The following is a 25,307-nucleotide window of genomic DNA, read 5'->3' on the forward strand; positions in this document are numbered from 1 at the left end:
CCGAGTCAGGGCCGCGAGCCCTGCCCGACCCCGTCAGCGCACCGGCGCACCCGGCCCGAGCGGGATGCCGAGCGCCCACCAGGCGAAGAACAGCAGCGTCCAGGCGACCGTCATGCAGACGGCCAGCGGCAGCGTGTACGAGGCGAGGGTGCCGATGCCGGCGTCCTTGCGGTACCGCTGCAGGAACCCGAGCGCCATGATGAAGTACGGGCTCATCGGCGTGATCGCCGTGGACCCCGAGTCGGCGATGCGGAACAGTGCCTGGGTGGTCTCCGCCGGCACGTCCAGCAGCATGAGCATCGGCACGACGACGGGCGCCGCCATGGCCCACATCGCCGAACCGCTCGTCACCAGCACGTTGACCAGGGACAGCAGCGCCAGGATCCCCAGGAACACGATCCAGATCGGCACCCCGGTGGTCTCCAGGGCGTTCGCAGAGTTCACGGCGATGACGTCGCCGATGCGGGTCCACGTGAAGTACTGCAGGAACTGGGCGATCGCGAAGAACAGCACCAGCACTGGCGCCATCTGGCGCACGCCCTCCGCCATCAGCCTCGGCACGTCCGCGGCCTTGGCGATCGACCCGGACCGCATCCCGTAGACCGTCCCGACCAGGGCGAACATGACTGCCACTACGGCAGCGATCCCGCCGAGGAACGGCGACTCGGTGAGGCTCCCGTCCTCACCCCGCAGCGGGGAGGACGGCGGCAGCACCGCCGCGGCGATGACGGCCAGCGCGACGACCCCGGCCAGCATGGCCAGGCGCAGCGCCGACCGGTCCCGCGGTGTGAGCTCGAGGGTAGCGACGTCGTCCAGGTTGGCGTCCGGGTCGGCGTCGAGGTCGGGACGCTTGGCCAGGACCAGCTTCGTCACCAGGGTGATCACGGTCGCCAGCAGCAGCGACGACGCGATGTTGAAGAACCAGTTGCTGACCGGCGAGACGTAGGCCGACGGGTCGATGATCCGCGCGGCCTCGGTGGTGATGCCGGCGAAGATCGCGTCGTTCGGCGTCGGGATCGGGCTCGCGTCGTAGCCGGACGCGATCGACGTGTAGGCCACGACGATGCCGAGGATCGGCGACTTGCCCACCGCCCGGAACGCGAGCCCGCCCAGCGGCACCAGGATGATGTACGCGGCGGCGCTCGCGACGTGCGAGACGGTGCCCGCGAAGGCGACGGCGAACACCACCCACGACACCGGCACGCGGGACACCGAGACCTTCATGGCCGCCGCAAGGAAGCCGGTGCGCTCCGCGATCGCGACGCCCATGATGACGGCGACGATGGTGCCCATCGGGCCGAACCCGGCGAAGTTGTCGACTGCCGTCTCCACGGCCATCGCGAGCCCCTCGCCGCTGAACAGGTTCCGTACCACCACCTCCTCGCCGTCGGCGGGCGAGACCACGGAGACGCCGGTGGCCGCGAGGACGGCGCTGGCCACGCCGAGGATCGCCGCAAGGATCCAGAACAGCCAGAACGGGTGCGGCAGCGCGTTGCCGAGGCGCTCGACGACGGCGAGGGCGCGGAGGACGCGTGGGAGACGGTCCGGTTCGGTCCCGGGACCCCCGGCGGTGCCGGGCCTGGACGTGGTGGTCATGACGTCGCCCCCTGCGCGTCGAGGAACCGGACCGGCAGGCGCTCGTCCCGCAGGAACTCCCACATCACCTCGTGGGCCTCGATGCTGTGCGTGGCGTACCCGCCGCCGGAGTAGCTGTCCTCACCCGGCCACGTGTGACCGCCGCCGAGCACGGCCACCTGCGTGACCTCGGCGCCGGCGGCGCAGTCGGTCCAGCGGTACGTGGTCACGTCGTCGGCGGTCGCCTCGACCTCTGGCCCGGTGGTGCACCCGTTGCGACCGACCCACTCGCCGGCCCAGTGCGGGATGGCGGGCAGGCCGCGGTCGACGTCCCCGACGTACGGGATGGTCACGTCGTTGGTGCCGTGGAGCTCGATGACGGGCACCGGGCGCTGCGGGGCGCAGTCCGGGTGGCCGGTCCCGTAGAACGCCGCGGCCACCGGCGCGACGGCGGCGACCCGGTCCGAGAGCTCGCACGCCAGGATGCCGGCGAACCCTCCGCCGTTGGACTTGCCGGTGGCGTACACCCGGCGCGTGTCCACGCACAGGTCCGACTCGAGGGTGTCCAGCAGGTCGTCCGTATAGGCGACGTCGTCGACCCCTGGCGCCGAGTAGGGCGCGCCCTCCCAGGCCTGCCGGTCGCCGTCCCCGGTGCCGACCACGCCGTTGCCGTAGGCCACGATCGCGGGCAGGGCGTCCAGCCCGGCGAACGCCTCCGTGCCGGCACCCGTGTTGCCACGGCCGTGGAACACGAGCACCACCGGCCAGGCGCGGTCGCTGCGGTACCCGTCGGGCAGGTGCAGCTGCACGCTCCGCTCCCGCCCGTCGCTGGTGAGCGTGCGCAGCACGCTGGTCCCGGGCTCCTGGCCCGGGTCGGTCCCGCACCCGGCGGAACGCACCGGGTGGTCGACGGCGGCCGGGGCGGCCGCGCCAGTGTGCTGGGTCGCCGCGCCGGGCAGTGCCGGGGCCGCGGACACAGTGGTGGCGCCGACCGGGCCGGCCACGCCCGAAGCCGCGAGCGCCAGCGCGGTGAGGAGCGCGGCACGGCGGCCGAGCCGCCGGCGGGCGCCTCCTGCGCCGCCGTGGGCGGATGATGCTGTCGTCGTTGACATGCGAGTCCTTTCTCAGTGCCCGCCCGCGGGTGCGGGCATGACGGAACGGACACCTGGCGGGCCAGGTGCGTCGAGGGTTCGGTATGGGTGGGTGTGCGGGAGCCGGGCCTATGCGGCCAGCCACTCCTCGAGGAACGTGGTGATGCGGCCGACAATGGCCTTCACGATCGCGGCGCCGTCCTCAGCGGTGGCCCGGCGCGGGTCGCCGAGCACACCGTTCGCGCTGAGCCGGTCGTACGGGAGGGTGAGCGCGGGCTGCGCGTGGTGCCGCGCGGTCCGGGAGACGCCGTCGAGCTGGTCCGGGGTGGTGGTGCCCGGCTCGAGGCGGTCGGTGTGCACCAGGTGCGGTGCGATGTGCAGCATCTGCGCGGTCTCGGCCTCACCGGAGTGCCCGGTGACGGCGCTGGGGTCCATGGCGGCGACGGCGTCGCTCGCCAGCGAGGTCAGGGGCGACCAGGCGAGCTGGACGCCAGGGTGCGACACGAGGAGGTCCTGCGCCACCGTGGTCAGCGTCGCGTTGTTGCCGCCGTGCCCGGTGACGACCAGGAACCGGGTCCAGCCGTGCCGGTGCAGGCTCGTCACGTACTCCCGCACGACGGCGGCGAACGTTCCCGTCGTGAGGGTCACCGTGCCGGGGAACGCCATGTGGTGCGGCGACACCCCGACGGGGATCGACGGGCCGACCACCACGCGGCCGGCCAGGTTCGCGGCCACCTGCGCCACGACTGCCTCGGCCCGCACCAGGTCGGTACCCAGCGCCATGCCCGGGCCGTGCTGCTCCAGGGCACCTGCCGGGATCAGCACGATCGTGCCCCGGGCCACGGCGTCGGCGGCCTCCGCCGTCGTCATCTCCGCGAGGCGGTCCGGCGCGGTCATGACGACGCACCGCCGAAGTCCGCCGTCTCGAGCGACTCCCGGATCGTGGTCAGGTGGGTCCGGGTGAGACGCTCGGCCGCCGCACCGTCGCCGTCGCGCACCGCGGCCAGGATCTCGATGTGCTCGGCGTGGTCCCGCCGGCGGTCGTCGTACCGGAACCGGATCTCGGTCTGCTCCGAGGCCCGCACGTGCAGCAGCGCCTCCACGGTCTCGCGCAGCAGGTTGTTGCCCGACGCCGCAGCCAGCTCCACGTGGAAGTTCAGCGCCGGACGGAACCCGTGCACCGGCGGCTGCAGCGCCGTCGCCGTGGCGGCGTCCAGACGCTGCAGCCCGGCGGCGTCGCACGCGCTCGCGGCCAGTGCGGCGATGCCGGGCTCGATGACCAGGCGGGCCTGGACGAGCTCGATGACCGACGCGCGCGTGATGTGCGGCCGGTGCGGGTTGGCCAGGACCGACCGCTGAAGTCCTGGGCCGATGTACGTGCCGGAGCCGTGCCGCAGCTCGACCACGCCGGTGGCCTCGAGCCGCCGCAGGGCCTCGCGGACGGTCGGGGTGGTGACGGCGAACCGCTTGGCCAGGTCGCGTGAGGACTCGAGCGCGTCGCCCGGTCCGAGGCTCTCGGAGCGGATCAGCTGGACGATGTCGTCAGCGAGCTGCTCGGAGAAGGAGGCTCTACCTTGAGTCATACAAGTGACTAAATCACTTAGTGATTCTTCCGTCAAGGCGCGCCGCGGGAAGTGCCGGTCCAGAGCGCCGCCGGCGAGGCCGCTCGGGAGCGGACGATATAGCACTGGCTGCTATGATCAGCCCATGAACCGTGGGGAGCTCCTGGGTGACGTGATGCGGGAAACCGGCACCACACAATCCGACCTGTCGTTGATCAGCGGGGTACGTCAACCCAGCATCAGCCAGTTCCTGTCGGGGCGTGTCGACCTGAGCGATCGCATGCTCGACCGGTTGCTGTCTTGCATGGGCTACCGGCTCGAGGTCGTGCGGAAGCCGGTACGACCGGGGCTACGGCGTTCTGAGGAGCGGTCGTGGCGGCTGCACCGGGAGATCTCGCGACGACTGGACGGAACGACGCTGCGCACGTGGCGACCGATCATGCTTCGGAACCTGGATCGCCTCCGCGACCACGTCACCGGTCAGCCGCATCTGAAGAACATTGATCGCTGGCAGCGGCTGGTCGACGACGATGATCTGCTCGGAATACACCGGGTACTGACTGGCCTGGACCGCGACAGCGTGGAGATGCGGGAAGTCTCACCCATGTCCGGAGTCCTGACCCAGGAAGAACGTCTTGACGTCCTGGGTCTGGCGAGCTGATGCGCCGCGACCAGCTTGAGCACGCCATCCGCACCGCGTGCCAGATCATTGAACATCCCGAGATCATTGTCGTCGGTTCCCAGGCGATCCTCGGCACGTTCCGGGAGGAAGACCTGCCACCGCAGGCAACGATGTCGGTAGAGATCGATGTCCTGCCGATCGCTGACGACAACGACGAGACGGAACGACTCGCTGACAAGATCGAGGGAGTCGCAGGCGAGCTCTCGCCGTTCGAAGAATCTCACGGGTTCAGCATCGACGGCGTGGATCTGACGACCGCAATCCTGCCCGACGGATGGCGCGATCGGCTCGTCAAGGTTCAGAACCGGAACACAGCGGCATTGTCCGGCGAGCCGCAGTTCACGGGTTGGTGCCTGTCCGCTGAGGACCTCTGCGTGGCGAAGCTCTGCGCATTGCGGGAGAAGGACCGCAACTTCGTCGGCGCCTTGCTCGACGCCGGACTGGTCGATGCTGCCAACATCGCGAAGCTCCTGGCCGACGTGCCGGAACCGCACCTCGAGAGTGCGGAACGTGCTCGCACGTGGTTGTCTCCCTGGTTGCACTGATGCAGTTCAGGGGCGCGGCGGCCCCGCCTCCACCCGGCGCAGCACCGGCCCGAGCGAGTGCAGGTCCGGCGACTCGTACAGCCCACGCTCGTCCCACCAGGTAGCCCCCGCCTCAACCAGCGGCACGACGACGTCGGCCGCCAGCTGCGGTGTCGTCGACCCGCCGACCACGACGTCGAACGGGCCGCCCGCCACCCGGTGGGTGGCCACGTACGCGGCGACCTGGCGCACCTCGTCCGGCGTCGGCGGCACGCCGTGCCCGGAGGCGAACAGCGGCACGACACCATCCCACCGTGCCGCGCGCCGGAACGGCCGACGGTTCGGCCAGAACCCGCGTCGCCGAAGCTGCCGAACTCGTCCTGGACGGGCCCACCGAGCCCCGCACCGAAGACCACCCGGCCGCCGCTGACGACGTCGAGCGTCGCCACCTGCCGCGCGAGCTTGCTGTGCACGACGTGGTCCCAGACGAACAGGCCGTCCCACCCGGCCTCCTCGGCGGCGCGGGCCACCCGCGCGACGACACGGGGGTCGGCGAAGTCGCCGAAGTTCGGGACGTTCACCGAGTACCGCATCAAGCCCCTCCCTCGTCGCGAGCCGGCCGCGGCCAGTGCCTCCCGGACCGCTCCTCGATCGCCCGGTTGTACCGGGCCAGGAGCTCGGCGAGCTGCGCCTGGTCCCGCTCCGGCCAGTGGCTGAGCACGTCGGCGAGCAGCTCCTGACTCTCCGAGCGTTCCTTGGTGAGCAGCCGGCGCCCGTCGTCCGACAGCCGGAGCTTGCGCGCCTGCCCGCCGTCCGGGTCGTCGAAGCGCTCCGCGAGACCCGAGCGGCGCAGCGCGGCCGTCTGCCGGTTCAGCGTGGAGACGTCGAGACCGGTGGCGACCGCGAGCTCGGCCAGGCTGGCCGGCCCGCCGGCGTCGAGCAGGCTGAGCAGGGTGTACGCACTCTGGTCGAGCAGGCTGCCCTGCCGGCGCGAGCGGCCGGCGGGCAGCATGGCGAGGTGGCGGCCGAACAGCATGGCCTCGTACTCGATCCGGTTGATCGGGGACGTCATCGGCTACCTCCGGGTCGCACGCGCCGACGGCGCTATGCATCATGCACAAGATATGGCACCCTGAGCCCGAAGGCCTAATGTGCATGATGCACAGCAACTATCTCGAGGAGCCTCGTGACGACCACCTCGTCCCGCCCCGCCCCCCTGCCGGACGGCGGTTCCGCCACACCGGTCCCCCCGAACCGCATAGTCGCCGTCCTGGCGGTCGGGGGGATCGTCGTCGCGATGACGCAGACCCTCGTGGTCCCGATCATCGCGACCCTGCCGGCCATCTTCGACGCCCCGGCGTCGGACACGTCCTGGATCATCACGGTCACGCTGCTCGTCGCCGCCGTCTCGACCCCCGTCGCGGGCCGGCTGGGGGACCTGTACGGCAAGAAGAAGATGCTCCTGATCTCCCTGGTGCCGCTCGCCGTCGGCTCGGCGGTCTGCGCCCTGGCGACCACCGTGCCCGTGATGGTGACCGGACGCGGCCTGCAGGGCCTGGCCACCGGCTTCATCCCGCTCGGGATCAGCATGCTCCATGACCTGCTGCCCAAGGAGCGCACGGCGGGCGCGATCTCCCTGATGAGCTCGTCGCTCGGGATCGGCGGCGCCTTCGGCCTGCCCTTCGCCGCGGGCGTCGCGCAGTTCGCGAGCTGGCGCATCCTGTTCTGGCTGATCACGGTCTGCGCCGTCCTGATGGCCGTGACCATCTGGCGGGCCGTCCCCTCACCCGCCGCGCGAGTCCGGGTCCGTACCCCGTTCGACTACGTCGGGGTGCTCGGCCTGAGCGCCGGCCTCGTCGCCCTGCTGCTCGCCGTCTCGAAGGGTGCGGAGTGGGGCTGGGCCAGCCCGCTCGTGCTCGCCCTGTTCGGCGGATCGGCCGTGGTGCTCCTCGTCTGGGGCTGGTGGGAGCTGCGCACGCCGGGCGCTCTCGTGGACCTGCGCACCACCGCACGTCCCGCCGTGCTGGTCACCAACCTCGCCTCGGTCCTGGTCGGCTTCGCGATGTACGCGCAGTCGCTCATCCTGCCGCAGCTCATGCAGGCACCCGCGGAGACCGGGTTCGGCCTCGGCCAGTCGATGCTGCAGATGGGCCTCTGGATGGCGCCTGCCGGCATCGCCATGACCCTCATGTCGCCGGTCGGCGCCCGCATCACCCGCGCGCGGGGGCCCAAGACGACGTTCGTCCTCGGCGGTCTCATCATGTCGCTCGGCTACGGCCTGTCCGCGCTCGCCATGGACAGCCTCGTCGGCCTCGCCGCCACGGCGTTCGTCGCCTCGGCGGGCGTCGGGTTCGCCTACGGCGCCATGCCCGCGCTCATCCTCGGCTCCGTCCCCGCCGACGAGAAGGCTGCGGCGAACGGCTTCAACGCGCTCATGCGCTCCATCGGCACGTCGACGTCGGCCGCCGTGATCGGCGTGGTCCTGGCGCGGATGAGCACGACGTACGGCGACCACACCCTGCCCACCGAGTCCGGGTTCCGGGTGGCGCTGCTGCTCGGCTGCGGCGTGGCGATCGTCGCGGCCGCGCTGGCGGCGGCCATCCCGGTGCCGAAGGGCCTGCCGGACGGCCGCTGAGCGGCGTACCGTCGGAGCATGTGCCGAAACATCACGACGCTCCGGGGGCTGGAACCGCCCGCCACCGACGAAGAGATCACCGCGGCCGCCCTGCAGTTCGTGCGCAAGGTCACCGGCGTGACGAAGGTCAGCGACGCCACGCGCGAGCCGGTGGAGCAGGCCACGCAGGAGATCACCGACATCGTGACGCGCCTGCTCGACGCGCTGCCCGAACGCCGCCAGCCGCCGAAGACGGTGCCGCCGCTGCGCCGCGCGGAGGTCCAGGAGCGCATCGCGCAGCGCATCAAGGAGCGCGAGGAGCACGAGCGGATGCACGAGCTGGGCATCGCGCACACGCACTGACCGGGCGGCTAACCTGGCCCGCGTGACCGAACACGCCCCCGTGAGCGCCGCGATGCACCGCGCCAAGGCCGATGCCCGCGCCTCCCACGTCACCGTTGGACTGGTGCGGAGCCTGCCCGGCGACCGGGCGGAGATCGACTGCTCGTGCGGCATGACGCTGACCAACGGGCCGCAGTGGTCGCTCGACGAGCACATCCGTCTGCACCGGGCCGAGGCCCGCTACCTGGCGCTGAGCCAGGTGGCGCCCGCTGGCATGCCCCGCATCATCCCCGTCGACCCGGGGCGGCTGCCCCGCTGAAGAGGTCGGTCGTCAGAGCTCTTCCGGGTCGTCCCAGGACACCCCGCTGGACGATCCCGAGATGGGGTCGAGCTCGCAGCCGGCGAGGTTGCGCGGTGCCTTGGAGACGTCTCCGCCGCCGAGCAGGCCGCGGCGGGTTGCGGCGCGGCGGTGGGCCGGCGGCGCGATGTGGGCGTACGAAGCATTCGACTCGTCGACCAGGTCGGTCGGACCGGAATCGACAGTGTCGCTGGCGGGCTGGGGTTCCCCCGTGATCATCGGCCCATTCTCGCAGATCGCCGGGTCTCGGCGCATCCGCTTGGCACAGTATTTTGCATCACCGCCAAGCCTCCACGACGACGGCACGCCCACCACGCACATCTCCCCCCACGTACCCCGCAGGGGTGTGATGATCGTCCGATGCAGACCTGGCCAGGGCGCCCCTACCCCCTCGGCGCGACGTTCGACGGTACGGGCACCAACTTCACGCTCTACTCGTCCGTCGCGCAGCGGGTCGAGCTCTGCCTGCTGGCGGACGACGACACCGAGACCCGCATCGAGGTGACCGAGACCGACGCGCACGTATGGCACGTCTACCTGCCCGGCGTCGGCCCCGGGACGCGGTACGGGTACCGGGTGCACGGGCCGTACGACCCGGCGTCGGGCCACCGCTGCAACCCGGCCAAGCTCCTGCTGGACCCGTACGCCAAGGCGGTGGACGGCGACCTCGACGGGGACCCGTCCCTGTTCTCGTACCCGTTCTCCGACGTGGACCAGGCCACGACGGGCACCACGCCGGAGCCCTCGGACTCCCTCGGCCACACCATGGTCTCCGTGGTCGTGAACCCGTTCTTCGACTGGGGCCACGACCGCCCGCCGGCCACGCCATACCACGAGACCGTGATCTACGAGGCTCACGTCAAGGGCCTCACGATGCGCCACCCGGACGTCCCCGACGAGCTGCGCGGCACGTACGCGGGACTGGCCCACCCCGCGGTCATCGAGCACCTGACCAAGCTCGGCGTCACCGCGATCGAGCTCATGCCGGTGCACCAGTTCGTCACCGACCCGTCGCTCGCGGCCAAGGGCCTGAGCAACTACTGGGGCTACAACACCATCGGGTTCTTCGCACCGCACAACGGCTACGCGGGCTACGGCCGGCGCGGTGAGCAGGTCATGGAGTTCAAGGCCATGGTCAAGGCGCTGCACCAGGCGGGCATCGAGGTGCTGCTCGACGTCGTCTACAACCACACCGCCGAGGGCAACCACCTGGGCCCGACCCTGGGCTTCCGCGGCATCGACAACGCCGCCTACTACCGGCTGGTCGACGGCGACGACGCGCACTACTTCGACACCACAGGCACAGGGAACTCGCTGCTCATGCGCTCCCCCGCCGTGCTGCAGCTCATCATGGACTCGCTGCGGTACTGGGTGGAGGAGATGCACGTCGACGGCTTCCGCTTCGACCTGGCGGCCACCCTGGCCCGCCAGTTCCACGAGGTCGACCGGCTGAGCGCGTTCTTCGACATCGTGCACCAGGACCCGGTGATCTCCCAGGTCAAGCTGATCGCGGAGCCCTGGGACCTGGGCGACGGCGGGTACCAGGTGGGCGGTTTCCCGCCCCTGTGGACCGAGTGGAACGGCCGGTACCGGGACACGGTCCGCGACTTCTGGCGCGGTGAGCCGGCCACGCTGCCCGAGTTCGCCTCCCGGCTGACCGGGTCCAGCGACCTGTACGAGCACAGCGGCCGGCTGCCCAGCGCCTCCATCAACTTCGTCACGGCCCACGACGGCTTCACGCTCGCGGACCTCACCTCGTACGACGAGAAGCACAACGACGCCAACGGCGAGGGCAACAAGGACGGAGAGAACCACAACCGGTCCTGGAACTGCGGCGTCGAGGGGCCCACCGACGACCCGGAGGTGCGCGAGCTGCGCGCCCGCCAGCGCCGCAACCTGCTGGTGACGCTCATGCTGAGCCAGGGCGTGCCGATGATCGCGCACGGCGACGAGATCGGGCGCACCCAGGAGGGCAACAACAACGCCTACTGCCAGGACAACGAGCTCGCCTGGATGAACTGGGAGCTGGACGACGAGCGGGCGGCGTTGCTGGCGTTCGCCCGCCACGCGGTCCGGCTGCGTCGCGACCACCCGATCCTGCACCGCCGCCGGTTCTTCGACGGGAAGGTGGGGTCGGAGGCCGCCGACGGTCCGGCCGACATCGAGTGGCTCGACCTGACCGGCGCCCGGATGGACGACACGGACTGGCACCAGTCGTACGCCCGGACGGTGGCCGTCTTCCTGAACGGGGACGCGATCACCGAGACCGGCGGACGAGGTGAGGCGGTCGTCGACGACTCGTTCCTCCTGCTGCTCAACGCCCATTCCGGCGAGCTGGGCTTCACCCTGCCGCCCGGTTCCTACGGGACGGCGTGGACGGTGGTGCTGGACACCGACGGCAGCGCGGAGCCGGGAACGGTGCTGGACGCGGGCACCAGCCTCACCGTGACGGGCCACAGTGTCGTGGTGCTGACCCGCCCACCCGCGACACGGGGCTAGGCTGTCCGCCGTGACCGGACCGAGGAGTGGAACCGGGGGAACCACACCGCCGCCCCGACCAGGGCCTGACATGCCTGTGCCAGGGCCAAGACCGGTGGTGTGGGCCCCGCGCGCACGCATCATCGAGGTGCTCGTGCCCTACGACCCTTACGAAGAGCCTGAGCACATGCCGCTGCGTCTCGTCGGCGCGGGCGAGCCCGGGTACTGGGGGGCCGACAGGGTGCTCGGGCACGGCACCGACTACGGCTACTCGGTCGACGGCGGTCCGCTGCTGCCCGACCCGCGCAGCGTGTGGCTGCCGCAGGGCATCCACGGACCCACCCGGGTCTTCGACCCGGCCTTCGAGTGGACCGACGGCACGTGGTCGCCGCCCGACCTCTCCACGGGTGTCCTCATGCACGTCGACGTCGAGACGTTCACCCCGGAGGGCACCCTGGACGCCGCGGCGGCGCTCCTGCCCCGGGTGGCGGAGCTCGGGCTGCACGGCGTCGAGCTCGCACCCGTCGCCGCGTTCGACCCGGCGCTGGGCCCGGCGCGCGGCGTGCGCCTCTACTCCGTGCACGAGCCGTACGGCGGCCCGCGCGCGCTCCAGCGGTTCGTCGACGCGGCGCACGCGGCGGGCCTCGCCGTCGTGCTGGACATCCCCTACCGCTGGGCGGTGGCCGACGAGCTCGGGCTGGAGGCCTACGGCCCCTACCTCACGGGCGGGGCCGGCCGGGTGCGCGCCCCGCGCCCCGACGTCGGCGACGCCGGCGAGCACGCCCTGCAGGCGATGCGCCCACGGACCGGTCAGGTGCCGCTGGACCGCCCCCGCACCGGCCCCATCCAGCTCCGCACGGGGCAGGTGCCGTCGATCGGCACACGGGCCGGCAAGGTCCCGTCCGCGCCGACGGTCCGCACCGACTTCGTGGGCGACCGCATCAACCTCGACGGCAGCGGCAGCCGCGGCCCGCGCGACTTCCTCGTCGACGACGCGCGGCACTGGCTGCGGGAGTACCACGTGGACGGCCTGGTGCTCGACGTCGACGCGCTCGTCGACCGCTCGCCCACGCCGTTCCTCGGCGAGCTCGCCGACTACGTGGTCGGCATGGGCGAACAGCTCGAGCGCCGCTTCAGCCTGCTCGTCGACGGTCCCGGCCGGAGCGACCGGCTGACGACCATCCTGCTCCGCATCCTGTCCGGGCCCGGCCGGTCGGAGGACATCCAGGCGCTGCAGATGCTCGCCGACCTGGTGCACCCCTCGGTGCGCCGCGCGACCCGCCAGAACGGCGGGCGCCGCAACCGGGTCCGGGCCGGCGCGAGCGTCGTCGAGGACATCACCCGGCTCCCCGCCGCCCAGCTCACCGCACCGTGGGCGGGCGAGGAGAGCCCCGCGACGGCCCTCCTCGGCGTGGACGACGTCGACATCCGGGCCAGCGTGCTCGCCACCGTCCTCCTCGCGGGCAACCCGCTCGTGCTCGACACGGTGCACGTGCCGGTGGTCCCGCGCAACGAGAACGATCAGCGGCTGGCCCGCTGGGCGCGCGAGCTGGTCGCCATCCGCCTGAGCGTGGCCGACGAGCTGGACCTGCCGCTGGAGATCCGCTCCACGGCCGACCGCTCCGTCATCGCGGTCCTGCGCGGCAGCCTGGCGTTCGTGCTCAACACCGGCCACGGCCTCGCGGCCCTGCGCCTGGGGAGCCTGCTGCGCCCCGCCGAGAGTGGGAGCAAGGCGCCGCCGCCCGCGGCGTTCCGGCTCGCCGCCGCCTGGGAGCCTGGCGCGACACGCCTGGTGGGCGACACCCTCACGGTGCCGCCCCGGATGACCGCCGTGCTGCGCGCGGAGAGCTGACCTGGGAGCCTGAGTCGTGGGGCCGGCGCGTGCCGGTCCCCCGAAGGAGGCAGGCGATGGCGAAGAAGCCCGAGAAGCTGTGGCAGACCCCGGCCCACGAGGCTCTGCGCTGGGTACGCGGCACCGACCTGGACGCCCTCGACGAGTCCGCCACGCCCGGCTGGGCCGGCAAGCGGCGGGACGGCGAGGAGCTGATGGCGGCCCGCGCCCCGGAGCTCGCCGACCTGCAGGAGCGCCTCTTCGCGCACGGCCGCACCGGCGGCGACCGGTCGGTGCTGCTGGTGCTGCAGGGCCTCGACACGGCCGGCAAGGGCGGGATCGTGCGGCACGTCGTCGGCATGGTGGACCCGCAGGGTGTGCAGCACACGGGGTTCGGCGTGCCGACAGAGGAGGAGCAGGAGCACGGCTACCTCTGGCGGATCCGCAACGCGCTCCCCCGCCCCGGCTACCTCGGTGTCTTCGACCGGTCGCACCACGAGCAGGTCCTGGTGGTCCGCGTGAACCGGCTCGAACCGCAGAAGACCTGGCGCAAGCACTATCGCGAGCTGAACGAGTTCGAGGCCGAGGTGGCGGCGTCGGGCACGCTGATCGTGAAGGTGGCGCTCTTCGTGTCGGCCCAGGAGCAGAAGGAGCGGCTGGCCGAGCGGCTCGAACGGCCGGACAAGCACTGGAAGTACGACCCGGGCGACATCGACGTCCGCTCGAAGCTCCCGCAGTACATCGAGGCGTACCAGGAGATGCTGGACCGCACCTCCACCGACGTGGCGCCCTGGTACGTCGTGCCGGCGAACCGGAAGTGGTACGCGCGGCTGGCGGTCACCGAGCTGCTGACCGGCGCCCTGCGGTCGCTGGAACTGGGCTGGCCGCCCGCCGACTTCGACGTCGAGACCGAGAAGGCGCGCCTCGCGGCGAGCTGACCTGCAGTTCACCCGCTCGGGGACACAACATTTCCCGTCCGGCACCCGTCTTACTGGCATGAGGAACCACGCAGCGGTACACCCGGTCATCCTCGGTGGCGACGCCGGCGCCTACAGTCTCGCTCGCGCCTTCCACGAACGCTACGGCGTCCGGTCGACCGTCGTGTCCGTCCGGCCGACGCCCAACGTCGCACACTCCACGATCATCCGGAACGTCGTCGAGCCGCGCCTCGACGACCCCGCCGTCATGGTCGAGCTGATCCGTCGGCTCGCGGCGACCGCCCCGGGCCCGGTCATGGCGCTCACCTGCGTGGACTGGTACGTACGGGCCCTCGCGGAGCACCGCGAGCGCCTGTCGGACGTGGCGGTCGTCCCCTACCCCTCGGTCGGCCTGCTCGACCGCGTGATGGACAAGCGGCGGTTCTCGGAGCTGTGCCGCGAGATCGGGGTCCCGCACCCGCGCACGGAGGTGCGCGACGGCGGGGAGGCGGTGGGGGACCTGGACCTGCGCTTCCCGGTGATCGCCAAGCCGGGCGACAACACGGCCTGGCGCCAGGTGTCGTTCCGCGGCAAGGCGAAGGTGCACCTGGTGCGGGACCGCACCGAGCTGGCCGCGCTCCTGGACGCGGCCGGCGACGCGGGGTACCGGAGGCCGATGATCGTCCAGGAGTACGTGCCGGGCGACGACTCGCAGATGCGGATCATGACGACGTACTCCGACCAGGCGGGCAAGGTGCGCATGGCGTGGGGCGGTCGCGTGCTGCTCGAGGAGCACACGCCAGGAACGCTGGGGAACGCGGCGGCGATCCTCACCGGTCGGCTCGCGCAGGTCGAGGCGGACGCCCGCCGGCTCGTGGAGCACCTGGGCTGGACGGGGTTCGCCAACTTCGACGTGAAGGTGGACCCGCGTACCGGCGTCAGACACTTCCTGGAGCTGAACCCGCGCACCGGCCGGTCCAACTACTACCTGACCGCGAGCGGGCTGAACCCCGCCGCCTTCTGGATGGCGGACCACCTCACCGGGCGCTGGCCGCTCATGGAGCCGCGGGAGGTGCTGTACCGGACAGTCCCGGGTTTCCTCCTGGACAGGTACGTGCACGACGAGTCGGTACGTGCCGCCGTGCGCGGCGCCCGCGTCGTGCACCCGCTGAAGTACGGCCGGGACCTGTCGCCGCGCCGGGACGCCTGGGTACGTCTCGCCGAGCTGAACCAGGTGCGCAAGTTCGCGCAGCACCACCCGCTGCAGGAACCGGGCGGCGTGCCCGGACGGTCCGGGGCCGGGGAGCCCCTCGCGTCCGCGGAGCGTGACGTTGCCTGACGGCGGCGCGCCGGTCGAGCCGCCGTCCGCTGGTCGAGCCTGTCGAGACCCCGCGACGTCAGACGAGTTTGCGGCCTTCCTCGGCCAGGGCGCCCAGGCGGGACAGCGCCCGGTAGTACTTCTTGCGGTACCCGCCGGCGAGCATCTCCTCGGTGAAGAGGCCTCGCGTGTCGCCCGAGCCGCCGAGCAGCACCGGCACGTCCCGGTCGTAGAGGCGGTCCACGAGCACCACGAGGCGCAGCGCGACGTCCTGCGCCGTCACGGCGTGCACCCCCGTCAGCGCGACGACGGAGACACCGTCGAGCAGCGCGCCGTACCGGCTGGGGTGCACGGTGGCGAGGTGGTCGAGCAGGTCGTCGAACCGGTCGAGGGTGGCGCCTGGGCGGGCGGAGGCGGAGGCGGCCTCACCGTCGGTCAGCGGCTCGGACTCCGTGACGACGTCCCGGTGGCGGTAGTCCTCGCCGTCGACCCGCAGGGTCTCGAAGCGGTCGGACAGGGCCTTGATCTCGCGCTGGAAGTCATCGGCGGCGAAGCGGCCCTCGCCGAGCGCGCCGGGCAGCGTGTTCGACGTCGCGGCGAGCGCGACGCCGCGGTCCGCGAGCTCGCGCATGAGGCGGGACATGAGGGTCGTGTCGCCCGCGTCGTCGAGCTCGAACTCGTCGATGCAGACCAGCTTCTTGGTGGCGAGGGCCTCGACGGTCGGGAGGAACCCGAGCGCCCCGACGAGGTTGGTGTACTCGACGAAGGTCCCGTGCGCTGCTTTCTCCGGCCCGAGCGCCTCGCCGACGGCGTGGGCGAGCGAGGTGAGCAGGTGCGTCTTGCCGACGCCGAAGCCGCCGTCCAGGTACACGGCGGGCGCGGGCCTGCGGCGGGCGAAGAGGCCGCGCCGCGGGGCGACGATCTCCTGGGCGATCTCCGTCAAACGGGCGAGCGCGCGGCCCTGGCTGGGATGTGCCGGGTTGGCGCGGTAGGTGGCGAACCGGGCGTTCGCGAAGTGGCGCGGCGGCACGAGATCGGTGACGAGCCGGTCGACAGGGACGTGCGGTCGGACGGCGCACAGGGCGGTCGTCGCGGTCTGGCTGTCGGTGGTGGTCGCGGTCGTCACAAGGCAAGAGATTACCGGCGCGGCCGCTCACCGGGGGTGCCTGGAGAGCAACGTCACACGTGTCGGACGGCGGGGGCGGCGGGGTCGTCCAGAAGCTCGCAGAGGGCGTGGACCACCTGCGCGGGGGTCCGGACCTGGGCGGGATCCTCGTTGCGGCCGTCGCCGGAGACGGCGTGGTCGATGACGAGCTCGTGGAACCTCTGACCCGTCGACTCCAGCCGCAGCACCTGGACCAGCATGGCCAGCCCGGCGCCGGTGACGCTGATCGCGCCCGATCCGGCCATCGCCTCGCGGGACGCCGCGCCGTTGAGCACGACGTACGGGTCGCCGGGCCCCAGCAGCGGCGCGAGCGCGCGTGCGGCGTCGAGGTGGGCGGTGAGGTGGGAGGCCAGCGTGGCGGACCAGTGGTCCGGGTCCGACTCCAGGAGCGTGCCGCCCTTGTCCCACCCGCCGATCGAGGCGACGACGGCCCCGGGCAGCGGGACACCGGCGTGGGCGCAGGCGGCGCGGACGGCGTCGGGCAGGGCGGCCGTCTCGGGGCTGCGGACGGGCACCACCCCGGCCTGGACCGTGACCCGGTCGGGCAGCTCGTGGCGCGTGGAGGCGAGCACGAGCCGGCCGCCGGCAGCCAGGCCGCGTGCGACCCGGCTGCCGACGAACCCGCTGGCCCCGACGACGAGGACGGGGCGGGGGCTGTTCATCCGCTCAGATTAGGTCAGACCGCCTGCGGCTGCGCCACGGCCTTGGGGTCAGGGCCGTGCTGGTTGGGGCCGGGGGTGCCGTTGGAGGCAGTGAAGACGATCAGGATGATCTGACCGACGAAGAGGACCAGGCCGATCAGGACCCAGAAGCCGGACTTGCCGGTGTCGTGCAGGCGGCGCACGGTCACACCGAGGGTCGGCAGCAGGAGCGCGAGGCCGACGATCGACAGGATGATGTAGCCGGTCGTCAGAGAGCCGGGCATGGCAGGCATCGGCGCTGCGGCGTCGCCGGCCATCAGGTACTCCGAGGTGGCCGCGGAATACTCGGCCAGGCCGGGGGCCACCAGCGCCACATAGAGAACCGTGTAGACGATCCCGTACGCCAGCATGTACCACCAGTACTCGGAGCGACGGGCGCGTCCGTTGAAGACCGCGTACTTGGACAGCACGGTCTTGATCGACTCGATGAACGACATCGGGAAAGTACCTCTCTCACGGTTCGTGCCGGAAATCTCCAGCAAGTGCTCACATATTGTCCCGGTGACTCGCGGGGTGCACAAGGGCTGGGACGGGCAGAACTACCCATCGCCGAAAAGGCCCCGGACGTGCCGGACGCCCAGGTCACCTGAGTGAGCTGGGCGTCCGGCACGTCCGGGTGGTGCCGGACCAGAGCCGATCAGTACCCGGTCGCCGTGGGCTCCGGGTAGTACTGGGCGTACTTGCGGCGGTAGTTCTGCGTGATCGCCTCGACGATGAGCCGGCGCTTGAGGCCGGAGTCGCGGTCGTACTTGAGGGGGTTGATCACGTCGCCGCTGGCCTTGAGCGCCTTGAGCCGGGTCTTGAGCTCGGGGTCCAGGACGTACTTGGACAGCAGGCCGAACGGCACGACCGTGTAGAGCACGTCGCGGACGGCCCGCACCGGGCGGATCGGCCGGTGCAGCACCCAGTCCTCCACCAGCACGCGGGCCACGTTGGCCCCGCCCGCCGTGACGTAGTAGTTGTTCCGTCCGATGCGGGGGTTCACCTCGAAGTACACGTGCCGGCCCGTGCGCGGGTCGAGCTTGTAGTCGAAGTTGGCGAACCCCACGTAGCCCGTCGCGTCCAGGAACCGGGTGGCCGCCTCCATGGCGTCGTCGTAAGGCTCCACCAGGATCGCGGCCGGGATGCCGAGCGTGCCCGGCGTGTGCTCCTCCAGGAGCACCCGGCCGGTGGCCAGGAGCGTCACCTCCCCCGCCGTGTCGCGGTAGGCGGTCAGGGACCGCATCTGCGTCTCGTCGCCCGGGATGAACTCCTGCACCAGGAACGTGCCGGGGAACTGCGCGTCGGCAAGGTTGCCCAGCACCTCCTCGAGCTCCGCGCGGGAGTCGAGGTGGTGGATCTTCGCCTTGCCGGGGAAGTCCACGTAGTACCACTCGGCGCTGTTGGACGGCTTGCCGACCACGGGGTACTGCAGGTCCACCTCGAGGGCGGGCACAGCGGCCCGTCCGCCGTCGGCCACCAGCTTGGCGATGTCGACCGCCACGGTGCGCGGCGTCGGGATGCCGAGCTGGTCGCACACCTGCGCGAAGCCCTCCTTGCTGCTGACCTGCTCCAGCACCGGCAGCGACGGGTACGGCGTCACGTAGCCCGCCGCCTCCAGCCGCTCCCGGTTCAGGATCACGGTGCGCACGTGCCAGTCCGCGTTCGTCAGCAGGATCAGGACCTTGTCCCGGTGCTGCTGCGCGATGCCCTCGAGCGTCGAGAGGAACACCTCGACCTCGTCCAGACCGGGCACGACCACGTTCTCCGCGATCGCCGAGTCCTGCATCGCACGGGTGGCGACCTTCGACAGCACCACGGAGCGCGTCCCGTACTGCTCGTGGAACGCACGCACGAGGGCATACATCCCGACGTCGCCGCCGACCCCCACCACCATCAGGTCCGGGACGGGAGTCTCCCCGCCCGCGCCGGTCCGCCCCTGTTCCGCGGGGTTACCCGTCACGCCTCAGCCTCCGTGCGGTCTCCCGACCACTCGGTGTGGAAGGTGCCCTCGCGGTCGACGCGCTTGTAGGTGTGCGCGCCGAAGAAGTCACGCTGGGCCTGCACCAGGGCGGCGGGCAGCCGCTCGGCTCGGACGCCGTCGTAGTACGACAGCGACGACGAGAAAGCCGGCGCGGGCACGCCGTTCTGGGCAGCGCCGGCCACGATGCGGCGCCACGCGGGCAGGCCGCTCGCGACGGCGTCGGTGAAGTACGGGTCCGCCAGCAGCAGCGGGAGGTCGCCGTCGCGCTCGTACGCCTCGGTGATCCGGTCCAGGAACCGGGCGCGGATGATGCAGCCGCCGCGCCAGATGCGGGCCATCGCGCCGCGGTCGATCGCCCAGTCGTACTCCGCGGCGGCCGCCGCGATCTGGTCGAAGCCCTGCGAGTAGGCGACGACCTTCGAGGCGTACAGGGCCAGGCGGACGTCCTCAACGAAAGCGTCCCGGTCCTTGACCTCCCACTCCTGCGCGTGCGCGGGCAGCGCCGCGCGGCCCGCCGTGCGCTGCGGCACCGAGCCGGACAGCGAGCGGGCGAACGTGGCCTCCGCGATGCCGGTGATCGGCACGCCCACGTCCAGGCCGTTCTGCACGGTCCAGCGGCCCGTGCCCTTCTGCTCCGCCTGGTCCAGCACGATGTCGACGAACGCCTTGCCGGTCTCGGCGTCCACGTGCTGCAGCACGTCGGCGGTGATCTCGATGAGGAACGACTCCAGGTCGCCCGTGTTCCACTGCGCGAAGATCTCGCCGATCTCCGCGGCCGTGGCACCAAGGCCCTGGCGCAGCAGGTCGTACGCCTCGGCGATGAGCTGCATGTCGGCGTACTCGATGCCGTTGTGCACCATCTTGACGAAGTGCCCGGCGCCGTCGGAGCCCACGTACGTGCAGCACGGGACGCCGCCCACCTTCGCGGAGATGTCCTCGAGGATCGGGCCGAGGGACTCGTACGACTCGGGCGTGCCACCGGGCATGATGGACGGGCCGTTCAGCGCGCCCTCCTCGCCGCCGGACACACCGGTGCCCACGAAGTGCAGGCCGTGCTCCTTGAGGGCGGCCTCGCGCCGGATCGTGTCCGGGAAGTGCGCGTTGCCGGCGTCGACCACGATGTCGCCCTCCTCGAGGAGGGGGATCAGCTCGTCGATGACGGCGTCCGTCGGACCGCCGGCCTTGACCATGACGACCACCTTGCGCGGCCGCTCGAGCGACGCGACGAAGTCGGCCATCGTCTCGCTCGGGATGAACTCGCCGTCGCTGCCGTGCTCGGTGACGAGCGACTCGGTCTTCGCGTAGGAACGGTTGTGGACCGCCACCGTGTAGCCGTGACGTGCGAAGTTCCGCGCGAGGTTGCGCCCCATCACCGCCAGTCCGGTGACGCCGATCTGTGCTGTGCCTGACACGTTCTTGCTCCTTCTTCGTGGGAACGGGCCGGCATGCGCGCAGCGCGCCGTGACCCGCACGTCAGCCTAGTAGCGCGCGAGAACGCAGGGGGACGCAGATCACGATCTGGCGACGGCCGCGCGCCTCCGCCTGGCGAACGCGACGCGGACGTACCGTGAAGTGGTGACCAGCGGCCCGCCCACCGGCGTCCCCGTCGACTTCGCAGCAGCTCTCGCCGACCTGCGGCGTCAGGCCTTGCGCGCCGAGGTGCGCCTGACGGAGATCCCGGCCCCACGCCGGGTGGCCCCGTTCAGCGTGGCGCTCTCGGGCGACGTGCTGCCCGGCTCCCCGCCGGCGCGGACCGACCGGGACGACTCAGACGACCACGACCACTCCGACGAACCGCTCGCCACCGGCCGCTTCGTCGTCCTGCACGACCCGGCCGGCCAGGAGGCCTGGCACGGCACCTTCCGGGTCGTGACGCTGGTGCGCGCGACGCTCGAGCCCGAGATGGCGGCCGACCCCATGCTGGCCGACGTCGCCTGGTCCTGGGTGGGCGAGTGCCTCGAGAACGCCGGGCTCGTCCCCGGCACCGACACGGTGGCTGACGGCGGCACGGTCACCCGGGTCCTCTCGCAGAGCTACGGGGCGCTGCACGGCACGCCCGACGCGGTGGACCTCGAGATCCGCGCGTCGTGGACGCCGCTCGACACCCAGCTCGGGACGCACCTGCGGGCCTGGGCGGCCCTGCTCACCCTGGCGGCGGGCGTGCCCCCGCTGCCCGACGGCGTCGCGGCCCTCACCAGGCGGTTTACCGACCGTTCCAGGCAACGCCATACGGTAGGCCCATGACCACCACGGAGCGAGGAGTCCCTGCGGAGACATCGACGCCCGTGCCGGCCCCCGTCACCCCGCTGACCGAGCCCGCCGACGGGCTGCCCGACGTCGTCGCGACCGACGGTGCGTTCGCCCGCGTGGTCGAGGCGTTCGCCGCCGGCTCGGGGCCGGTCGCCGCCGACGCCGAGCGCGCCTCCGGGTACCGGTACGGCCAGGCGACGTACCTGGTCCAGGTGCGGCGCGAGGGCGCGGGCACGGCACTGATCGACCCGGTCGGTGTCCCCGACCTCTCGCCGCTGGGCGAGGCCGTCGGCGACGCCGAGTTCGTGCTGCACGCCGCCTCCCAGGACCTGCCGGGGTTCGCCGAGCACGGCCTGCGCCCCGCGCGCGTCTTCGACACCGAGCTGGCCGCCCGGCTGCTCGGCATGGAGCGGGTGGGCCTCGCCGCCGTCGTCGCCGAGGTGCTCGGCCTGGGTCTGGCGAAGGAGCACTCGGCCGTCGACTGGTCCACGCGTCCCCTGCCGGAGGACTGGCTGCGGTACGCGGCCCTCGACGTCGAGGTGCTGGTGGAGCTGCGCGACCGGCTCGCCGAACAGCTCGAGGCCGCCGGCAAGACCGAGTGGGCGGCGCAGGAGTTCGAGGCGGTGCGCACCGCCCCGCCGCCGGCGCCACGGGTCGACCCGTGGCGGCGGACGTCCGGCATGCACGTGCTGCGCAACCCGCGCCAGGTCGCCGCCGTCCGGGCGATGTGGGTCGCGCGCGACGCCAGCGCCCAGGCGCGGGACATCTCACCCGGCCGGGTCCTGCCCGACCGGGCGATCGTCGCGGCGGCCAGGGCCATGCCGAAGACCGCCGGCCAGCTCGTCACCCTGCCGGAGTTCGCGGGCAAGGGCACCAAGCGCCGGGCCGCCTACTGGCAGAAGGCGATCGACGACGCGCGTGCCCTGCCCGACGCCGACCTGCCCTCCGTGCGCGGCCCGCGCTCCGACGGCCCGCCGCCCCCGCGCACCTGGGGCGACCGTGACGCGGCAGCGGCACGCCGGCTGACGGCGGCGCGCGAGCTCGTGACCACGTTCTCCGAGGAGCTGAGCGTCCCGGTGGAGAACCTGCTGCAGCCGGACGCGCTGCGCCGCCTGTGCTGGACACCGCCCGCCCCGGCCGACGCCACCGGTATCGCCGAGTTCCTGCGCGGGCGCGGTGCCCGCGCGTGGCAGGTCGGACTGCTCGCGGGCGGCCTGGAGCGGGCGTTCGCCGACGTGACACCGGAACAGGTGTGAAAGGGCTGCGCCCACACCAGTAGAGTCGTCCCCATGCCAGCCCTGTCGGAGCCCATCACGCTCGCCGTCGACGTCGTCACCGAACCTTCGACCTGGGACCGCGAGGTCCTCGCCCTGGGCGGGCACCCGCTCCAGCTGTGGGGATGGGGCGAGGTCAAGGCGGCGGGCAACTGGCGCGCGCACCGGCTGCGGGTGACCGAGGACGGCACCACCGTCGGCCTGGCGCAGCTGCTCGTGCGGCCGCTCCCGGCCCAGTTCCGGGCACTCTCCTACGTGCCGCGCGGCCCCGTCGTCGCGCACCACGACGGCGAGACGGCGCAGGCGGTCTTCGGCGTCGGCGACAGCGCCACCCGCAACGCCGTGACCAACACCGTCGTGGAGTGGGCGCGCGAGAACGTGGGCGGCGTCGGCATCACGCTCGAGCCGGACTGGCCGGCCGGCACCCAGCTGGACCTGGCCGGACGGCGGTACGCGCCGAACCAGATCCTCATCCCGAGCACGCTGATCCTCGATCTCACCAAATCCGGGGACGAGCTGCTGGCGGACATGCGCAAGTCCACGCGCTACGAGATCCGCAAGGGCGGCCGCTCGGGCCTCGACATCCGCCGGGTGACGGAGGAGAAGGAGGTGCTGCGCGTGCTCGACGTCTACAAGGAGACCGCCCAGCGCGCCGGCTTCGCCATCCACTCCGACGAGTACTACCTCGACATCCACCGCTCGCTCGGCGAACAGTCGGTGCTCGTGGCCACCTACGTCGACGACGTGCCCGCGTGCTTCGCGTGGTGCGTCAACTCGGCCAGCACCTCGTTCCTCCTGTACGGCGGCGGCAACGACGCCGGCCGCAAGGCCACGGCCACCGCGCCGACCTACTGGCGCACCATCGAGATCGCGCAGGAGCAGGGCCTCGTACGGTACGACATGAACGGCCTGCTCAACGACGGCATCAGCGACTTCAAGAAGAGCTTCGCCAAGCACACCGACGAGCTGGTCGGTTCGATCGACGTCCCGTTCTCGCGCTGGTACAACACCTGGAACACAGCTCTGCCGACCGCCAAGCGTGTGGTCCGCAGGCTCCGCGGCAACGGCTGACCCGAGCACGCAGGAGTCCGCCCCTACCCAGCGATCCGGCCCGTAAACCCGCGAGGTCCGGGCCGAATCCCTGGGTAGGGGCGGACTTTCTGCGTTCGGCGCGGAGTTTGCGCGTACCCAGCGATTCCGCCCGTGGCCTCGCCGATTTCGGGCCGGATCGCTAGGTAGGGCGGTCACCGAGCAGCCAAGCCAGCCTGGCGAGACTGCGTTGCAGATGCGCATGGACCCGGTCTCATCTCGTGCGTGCTTTTTACCGGTACTCGCGGTAGCGTGTATCTCGATCCAGCGACGTCGCTCAACGGACGTCGCCGTCCCGCAAACCCCAGGAGTCCTGCTGATGACCGCAGCCCCGGAAACACCGCGTGCCCGCCGGGCGGTGCGCGACGTCGTCTTCGTCGACGGCGCCCGCACGCCCTTCGGCAAGGCCAAGCCCGACGGCCTGTACGCAGAGACGCGTGCCGACGACCTGATCGTGAAGGTGGTGCGCGAGCTGCTGCGGCGCCACCCCGAGCTTCCCCCGGAGCGGATCGACGAGGTCGCCATCGCCGCCACCACCCAGCAGGGCGACCAGGGGCTCACGCTCGGCCGCACGGTCGGCATGCTCGCCGGCCTCCCCCAGTCCGTGCCTGGCTACGCCATCGACCGGATGTGCGCAGGCGCCATGACCGCTGCCACCACCACGGCGGCGGGCATCGCGATGGGCGCGGCCGACGTCGTCATCGCCGGCGGCGTCGAGCACATGGGCCGCCACCCGATGGGCTTCGACGCCGACGTGAACCCCCGGTTCGTCGCCGAGAAGCTCGTGGACCCCCAGTCGCTCAACATGGGCGTCACGGCGGAGAACCTGCACGACAAGTTCCCGCACCTGACCAAGGAGCGTGCGGACCGGTTCGCCGTCGAGTCGCAGGCCAAGTACGCCAAGGCACTGGCCAACGGCAACATCGACGCCGACCTCGTCCCGGTCGCGACCCGCTCCTCCGAGCAGGGCTGGGGCCTGGCCACCGCGGACGAGCTGCCGCGCCCGGAGACCACCTTCGAGTCCATCCAGGGCCTCAAGACGCCATTCCGTGCGGGCGGCCGGGTCACCCCCGCTACGTCGTCGCCGCTGACCGACGGCGCGACGGGCGCCATCCTCGCGGCCGGCGACGTCGTCGCCGAGCTGGGGCTGCCGGCCCGGATGCGCATGGTGTCGTACGGCTTCGCCGGCGTGCCCCCGGAGATCATGGGCTACGGCCCGGTGCCGTCCACCGAGAAGGCGCTGAGGACTGCCGGCCTGGCGATCGACGACATCGGCCTGTTCGAGCTGAACGAGGCGTTCGCGGTGCAGGTCCTGTCCTTCCTCGACCACTACGGCATCGCCGACGACGACCCCCGCGTGAACCCCTACGGCGGCGCCCTCGCCATGGGCCACCCGCTGGCCAGCTCGGGCGTGCGCCTGATGACGCAGCTCGCCCGCCAGTTCGAGCAGCACCCCGAGGTCCGGTACGGGCTCACCGCGATGTGCGTGGGCCTGGGCCAGGGCGGCAGCGTCATCTGGGAGAACCCGCACCACGCCGACTACTCCGGCCACACGGACGAGGAGAACTGACCC

General features: G+C 72.0%; 25 protein-coding genes. 13 read left to right on the plus strand and 12 right to left on the minus strand.

The window, feature by feature from the left end:
• Positions 1 to 33: 33 nt before the first annotated feature.
• The 4 genes from AB0F40_RS04755 to AB0F40_RS04770 form a co-directional block, all read right to left on the minus strand.
• Complete coding sequence (locus tag AB0F40_RS04755; protein ID WP_357464736.1) at positions 34 to 1,596, minus strand: AbgT family transporter; 1,563 nt, start codon at positions 1,594 to 1,596, stop codon at positions 34 to 36.
• Positions 1,593 to 2,687, minus strand: a complete 1,095-nt coding sequence (locus tag AB0F40_RS04760; RefSeq protein ID WP_357464738.1) for a poly(3-hydroxybutyrate) depolymerase — start codon at positions 2,685 to 2,687, stop codon at positions 1,593 to 1,595. Before AB0F40_RS04760 ends, AB0F40_RS04755 begins: the two co-directional genes overlap by 4 nt.
• 108 nt (positions 2,688 to 2,795) lie before the next feature.
• Positions 2,796 to 3,563, minus strand: coding sequence for a creatininase family protein (locus tag AB0F40_RS04765; RefSeq protein WP_357464740.1), 768 nt, complete (start codon positions 3,561 to 3,563; stop codon positions 2,796 to 2,798).
• Positions 3,560 to 4,249: a GntR family transcriptional regulator gene (locus tag AB0F40_RS04770; RefSeq protein WP_357464742.1), complete on the minus strand. Its 690-nt coding sequence runs from the start codon at positions 4,247 to 4,249 to the stop codon at positions 3,560 to 3,562. The genes AB0F40_RS04765 and AB0F40_RS04770 overlap by 4 nt, the downstream gene beginning before the upstream one ends.
• A 124-nt stretch (positions 4,250 to 4,373) precedes the next feature.
• Between AB0F40_RS04770 and AB0F40_RS04775 the strand changes: the two genes are divergently transcribed.
• Both AB0F40_RS04775 and AB0F40_RS04780 read left to right on the plus strand, forming a co-directional pair.
• Complete coding sequence (locus AB0F40_RS04775) at positions 4,374 to 4,889, plus strand: helix-turn-helix transcriptional regulator (RefSeq protein ID WP_357464744.1); 516 nt, start codon at positions 4,374 to 4,376, stop codon at positions 4,887 to 4,889.
• Positions 4,889 to 5,455, plus strand: a complete 567-nt coding sequence (locus AB0F40_RS04780; RefSeq protein ID WP_357464746.1) for a DUF6036 family nucleotidyltransferase — start codon at positions 4,889 to 4,891, stop codon at positions 5,453 to 5,455. The genes AB0F40_RS04775 and AB0F40_RS04780 overlap by 1 nt, the downstream gene beginning before the upstream one ends.
• Before the next feature lie 6 nt (positions 5,456 to 5,461).
• Here AB0F40_RS04780 and AB0F40_RS04785 read toward each other — a convergent pair whose 3' ends face one another.
• Positions 5,462 to 5,734, minus strand: a complete 273-nt coding sequence (locus tag AB0F40_RS04785; protein WP_357464748.1) for a hypothetical protein — start codon at positions 5,732 to 5,734, stop codon at positions 5,462 to 5,464.
• 292 nt (positions 5,735 to 6,026) lie between these two features.
• Positions 6,027 to 6,506 carry a MarR family winged helix-turn-helix transcriptional regulator gene (locus AB0F40_RS04790; RefSeq protein WP_357464750.1) on the minus strand — a complete coding sequence of 160 codons (480 nt, stop codon included), beginning with the start codon at positions 6,504 to 6,506 and terminating at the stop codon, positions 6,027 to 6,029.
• Between the two features lie 114 nt (positions 6,507 to 6,620).
• On the opposite strand from AB0F40_RS04790, the gene AB0F40_RS04795 reads away from it, so the two are divergent.
• Genes AB0F40_RS04795 through AB0F40_RS04805 form a run of 3 tightly spaced genes read left to right on the plus strand, consistent with a single transcriptional unit; the run spans position 6,621 to position 8,709 of the window.
• Positions 6,621 to 8,069 (plus strand): MFS transporter, encoded by a 1,449-nt coding sequence (locus AB0F40_RS04795; protein WP_357464752.1) that lies wholly within the window; start codon positions 6,621 to 6,623, stop codon positions 8,067 to 8,069.
• An 18-nt stretch (positions 8,070 to 8,087) separates the two neighbouring features.
• A complete protein-coding gene (locus AB0F40_RS04800; protein WP_357464754.1) occupies positions 8,088 to 8,411 on the plus strand; it encodes a DUF2277 domain-containing protein in 324 nt (107 codons plus the stop codon).
• Between the two features lie 40 nt (positions 8,412 to 8,451).
• Positions 8,452 to 8,709: a hypothetical protein gene (locus tag AB0F40_RS04805; RefSeq protein ID WP_357464940.1), complete on the plus strand. Its 258-nt coding sequence runs from the start codon at positions 8,452 to 8,454 to the stop codon at positions 8,707 to 8,709.
• Positions 8,710 to 8,721: 12 nt separating this feature from the next.
• Here the strand turns inward: AB0F40_RS04805 and AB0F40_RS04810 are convergent, their stop codons facing one another.
• Positions 8,722 to 8,967: a hypothetical protein gene (locus tag AB0F40_RS04810; RefSeq protein WP_357464756.1), complete on the minus strand. Its 246-nt coding sequence runs from the start codon at positions 8,965 to 8,967 to the stop codon at positions 8,722 to 8,724.
• Between the two features lie 141 nt (positions 8,968 to 9,108).
• Here AB0F40_RS04810 and glgX point away from each other — a divergent pair, with 141 nt between their 5' ends.
• From glgX to AB0F40_RS04830, 4 genes are all read left to right on the plus strand, one after another.
• Complete coding sequence (gene glgX, locus AB0F40_RS04815) at positions 9,109 to 11,247, plus strand: glycogen debranching protein GlgX (protein ID WP_357464758.1); 2,139 nt, start codon at positions 9,109 to 9,111, stop codon at positions 11,245 to 11,247.
• A 133-nt stretch (positions 11,248 to 11,380) separates the two neighbouring features.
• Entirely contained in the window at positions 11,381 to 13,078 is a 1,698-nt protein-coding gene (locus AB0F40_RS04820; RefSeq protein ID WP_357464760.1) for a hypothetical protein, read from the plus strand.
• Between the two features lie 56 nt (positions 13,079 to 13,134).
• The gene (locus AB0F40_RS04825) at positions 13,135 to 13,995 is read left to right on the plus strand and encodes a PPK2 family polyphosphate kinase (protein ID WP_357464762.1); all 861 of its coding nucleotides are present in this window, start codon (positions 13,135 to 13,137) and stop codon (positions 13,993 to 13,995) included.
• Between the two features lie 58 nt (positions 13,996 to 14,053).
• Positions 14,054 to 15,313 (plus strand): carboxylate--amine ligase, encoded by a 1,260-nt coding sequence (locus AB0F40_RS04830; protein WP_357464763.1) that lies wholly within the window; start codon positions 14,054 to 14,056, stop codon positions 15,311 to 15,313.
• A gap of 58 nt (positions 15,314 to 15,371) precedes the next feature.
• On the opposite strand, the gene zapE is transcribed toward AB0F40_RS04830, so the two are convergent.
• The 5 genes from zapE to gndA form a co-directional block, all read right to left on the minus strand.
• Positions 15,372 to 16,418 (minus strand): cell division protein ZapE, encoded by a 1,047-nt coding sequence (zapE, locus tag AB0F40_RS04835; RefSeq protein ID WP_357464765.1) that lies wholly within the window; start codon positions 16,416 to 16,418, stop codon positions 15,372 to 15,374.
• Positions 16,419 to 16,471: 53 nt separating this feature from the next.
• A complete protein-coding gene (locus AB0F40_RS04840; protein ID WP_357464767.1) occupies positions 16,472 to 17,119 on the minus strand; it encodes a hypothetical protein in 648 nt (215 codons plus the stop codon).
• A gap of 14 nt (positions 17,120 to 17,133) precedes the next feature.
• Positions 17,134 to 17,595: a DUF805 domain-containing protein gene (locus tag AB0F40_RS04845; protein WP_357464769.1), complete on the minus strand. Its 462-nt coding sequence runs from the start codon at positions 17,593 to 17,595 to the stop codon at positions 17,134 to 17,136.
• Between the two features lie 200 nt (positions 17,596 to 17,795).
• Entirely contained in the window at positions 17,796 to 19,100 is a 1,305-nt protein-coding gene (locus AB0F40_RS04850) for a carboxylate--amine ligase (protein ID WP_357464770.1), read from the minus strand.
• The gene (gene gndA, locus AB0F40_RS04855) at positions 19,097 to 20,533 is read right to left on the minus strand and encodes an NADP-dependent phosphogluconate dehydrogenase (protein WP_357464772.1); all 1,437 of its coding nucleotides are present in this window, start codon (positions 20,531 to 20,533) and stop codon (positions 19,097 to 19,099) included. The genes AB0F40_RS04850 and gndA overlap by 4 nt, the downstream gene beginning before the upstream one ends.
• 163 nt (positions 20,534 to 20,696) lie before the next feature.
• On the opposite strand from gndA, the gene AB0F40_RS04860 reads away from it, so the two are divergent.
• From AB0F40_RS04860 to AB0F40_RS04875, 4 genes are all read left to right on the plus strand, one after another.
• Complete coding sequence (locus tag AB0F40_RS04860; RefSeq protein WP_357464774.1) at positions 20,697 to 21,365, plus strand: DUF3000 domain-containing protein; 669 nt, start codon at positions 20,697 to 20,699, stop codon at positions 21,363 to 21,365.
• Positions 21,362 to 22,627 (plus strand): ribonuclease D, encoded by a 1,266-nt coding sequence (locus tag AB0F40_RS04865; protein ID WP_357464776.1) that lies wholly within the window; start codon positions 21,362 to 21,364, stop codon positions 22,625 to 22,627. The genes AB0F40_RS04860 and AB0F40_RS04865 overlap by 4 nt, the downstream gene beginning before the upstream one ends.
• A 33-nt stretch (positions 22,628 to 22,660) precedes the next feature.
• Positions 22,661 to 23,716, plus strand: a complete 1,056-nt coding sequence (locus AB0F40_RS04870) for a peptidoglycan bridge formation glycyltransferase FemA/FemB family protein (RefSeq protein ID WP_357464778.1) — start codon at positions 22,661 to 22,663, stop codon at positions 23,714 to 23,716.
• A gap of 337 nt (positions 23,717 to 24,053) precedes the next feature.
• Positions 24,054 to 25,304, plus strand: a complete 1,251-nt coding sequence (locus tag AB0F40_RS04875; protein WP_357464780.1) for a thiolase family protein — start codon at positions 24,054 to 24,056, stop codon at positions 25,302 to 25,304.
• The last annotated feature ends 3 nt before the right edge of the window (positions 25,305 to 25,307 follow it).

The organism is Promicromonospora sp. NPDC023987, assembly GCF_040639055.1.
In the GTDB taxonomy this organism is placed as follows: Bacteria; Actinomycetota; Actinomycetes; order Actinomycetales; family Cellulomonadaceae; genus Promicromonospora.

Excerpts from the sequence above, each read along its gene's own strand:
- AB0F40_RS04755 (WP_357464736.1), bottom strand. The coding sequence starts at position 1,596 with ATGACCACCACGTCCAGGCCCGGCACCGCCGGGGGTCCCGGGACCGAA.
- AB0F40_RS04760 (WP_357464738.1), bottom strand. The coding sequence starts at position 2,687 with ATGTCAACGACGACAGCATCATCCGCCCACGGCGGCGCAGGAGGCGCC.
- AB0F40_RS04765 (WP_357464740.1), bottom strand. The coding sequence starts at position 3,563 with ATGACCGCGCCGGACCGCCTCGCGGAGATGACGACGGCGGAGGCCGCC.
- AB0F40_RS04770 (WP_357464742.1), bottom strand. The coding sequence starts at position 4,249 with ATGACTCAAGGTAGAGCCTCCTTCTCCGAGCAGCTCGCTGACGACATC.
- AB0F40_RS04775 (WP_357464744.1), top strand. The coding sequence starts at position 4,374 with ATGAACCGTGGGGAGCTCCTGGGTGACGTGATGCGGGAAACCGGCACC.
- AB0F40_RS04780 (WP_357464746.1), top strand. The coding sequence starts at position 4,889 with ATGCGCCGCGACCAGCTTGAGCACGCCATCCGCACCGCGTGCCAGATC.
- AB0F40_RS04790 (WP_357464750.1), bottom strand. The coding sequence starts at position 6,506 with ATGACGTCCCCGATCAACCGGATCGAGTACGAGGCCATGCTGTTCGGC.
- AB0F40_RS04800 (WP_357464754.1), top strand. The coding sequence starts at position 8,088 with ATGTGCCGAAACATCACGACGCTCCGGGGGCTGGAACCGCCCGCCACC.
- AB0F40_RS04810 (WP_357464756.1), bottom strand. The coding sequence starts at position 8,967 with ATGATCACGGGGGAACCCCAGCCCGCCAGCGACACTGTCGATTCCGGT.
- glgX (WP_357464758.1), top strand. The coding sequence starts at position 9,109 with ATGCAGACCTGGCCAGGGCGCCCCTACCCCCTCGGCGCGACGTTCGAC.
- AB0F40_RS04825 (WP_357464762.1), top strand. The coding sequence starts at position 13,135 with ATGGCGAAGAAGCCCGAGAAGCTGTGGCAGACCCCGGCCCACGAGGCT.
- AB0F40_RS04830 (WP_357464763.1), top strand. The coding sequence starts at position 14,054 with ATGAGGAACCACGCAGCGGTACACCCGGTCATCCTCGGTGGCGACGCC.
- AB0F40_RS04840 (WP_357464767.1), bottom strand. The coding sequence starts at position 17,119 with ATGAACAGCCCCCGCCCCGTCCTCGTCGTCGGGGCCAGCGGGTTCGTC.
- AB0F40_RS04845 (WP_357464769.1), bottom strand. The coding sequence starts at position 17,595 with ATGTCGTTCATCGAGTCGATCAAGACCGTGCTGTCCAAGTACGCGGTC.
- AB0F40_RS04865 (WP_357464776.1), top strand. The coding sequence starts at position 21,362 with ATGACCACCACGGAGCGAGGAGTCCCTGCGGAGACATCGACGCCCGTG.
- AB0F40_RS04870 (WP_357464778.1), top strand. The coding sequence starts at position 22,661 with ATGCCAGCCCTGTCGGAGCCCATCACGCTCGCCGTCGACGTCGTCACC.
- AB0F40_RS04875 (WP_357464780.1), top strand. The coding sequence starts at position 24,054 with ATGACCGCAGCCCCGGAAACACCGCGTGCCCGCCGGGCGGTGCGCGAC.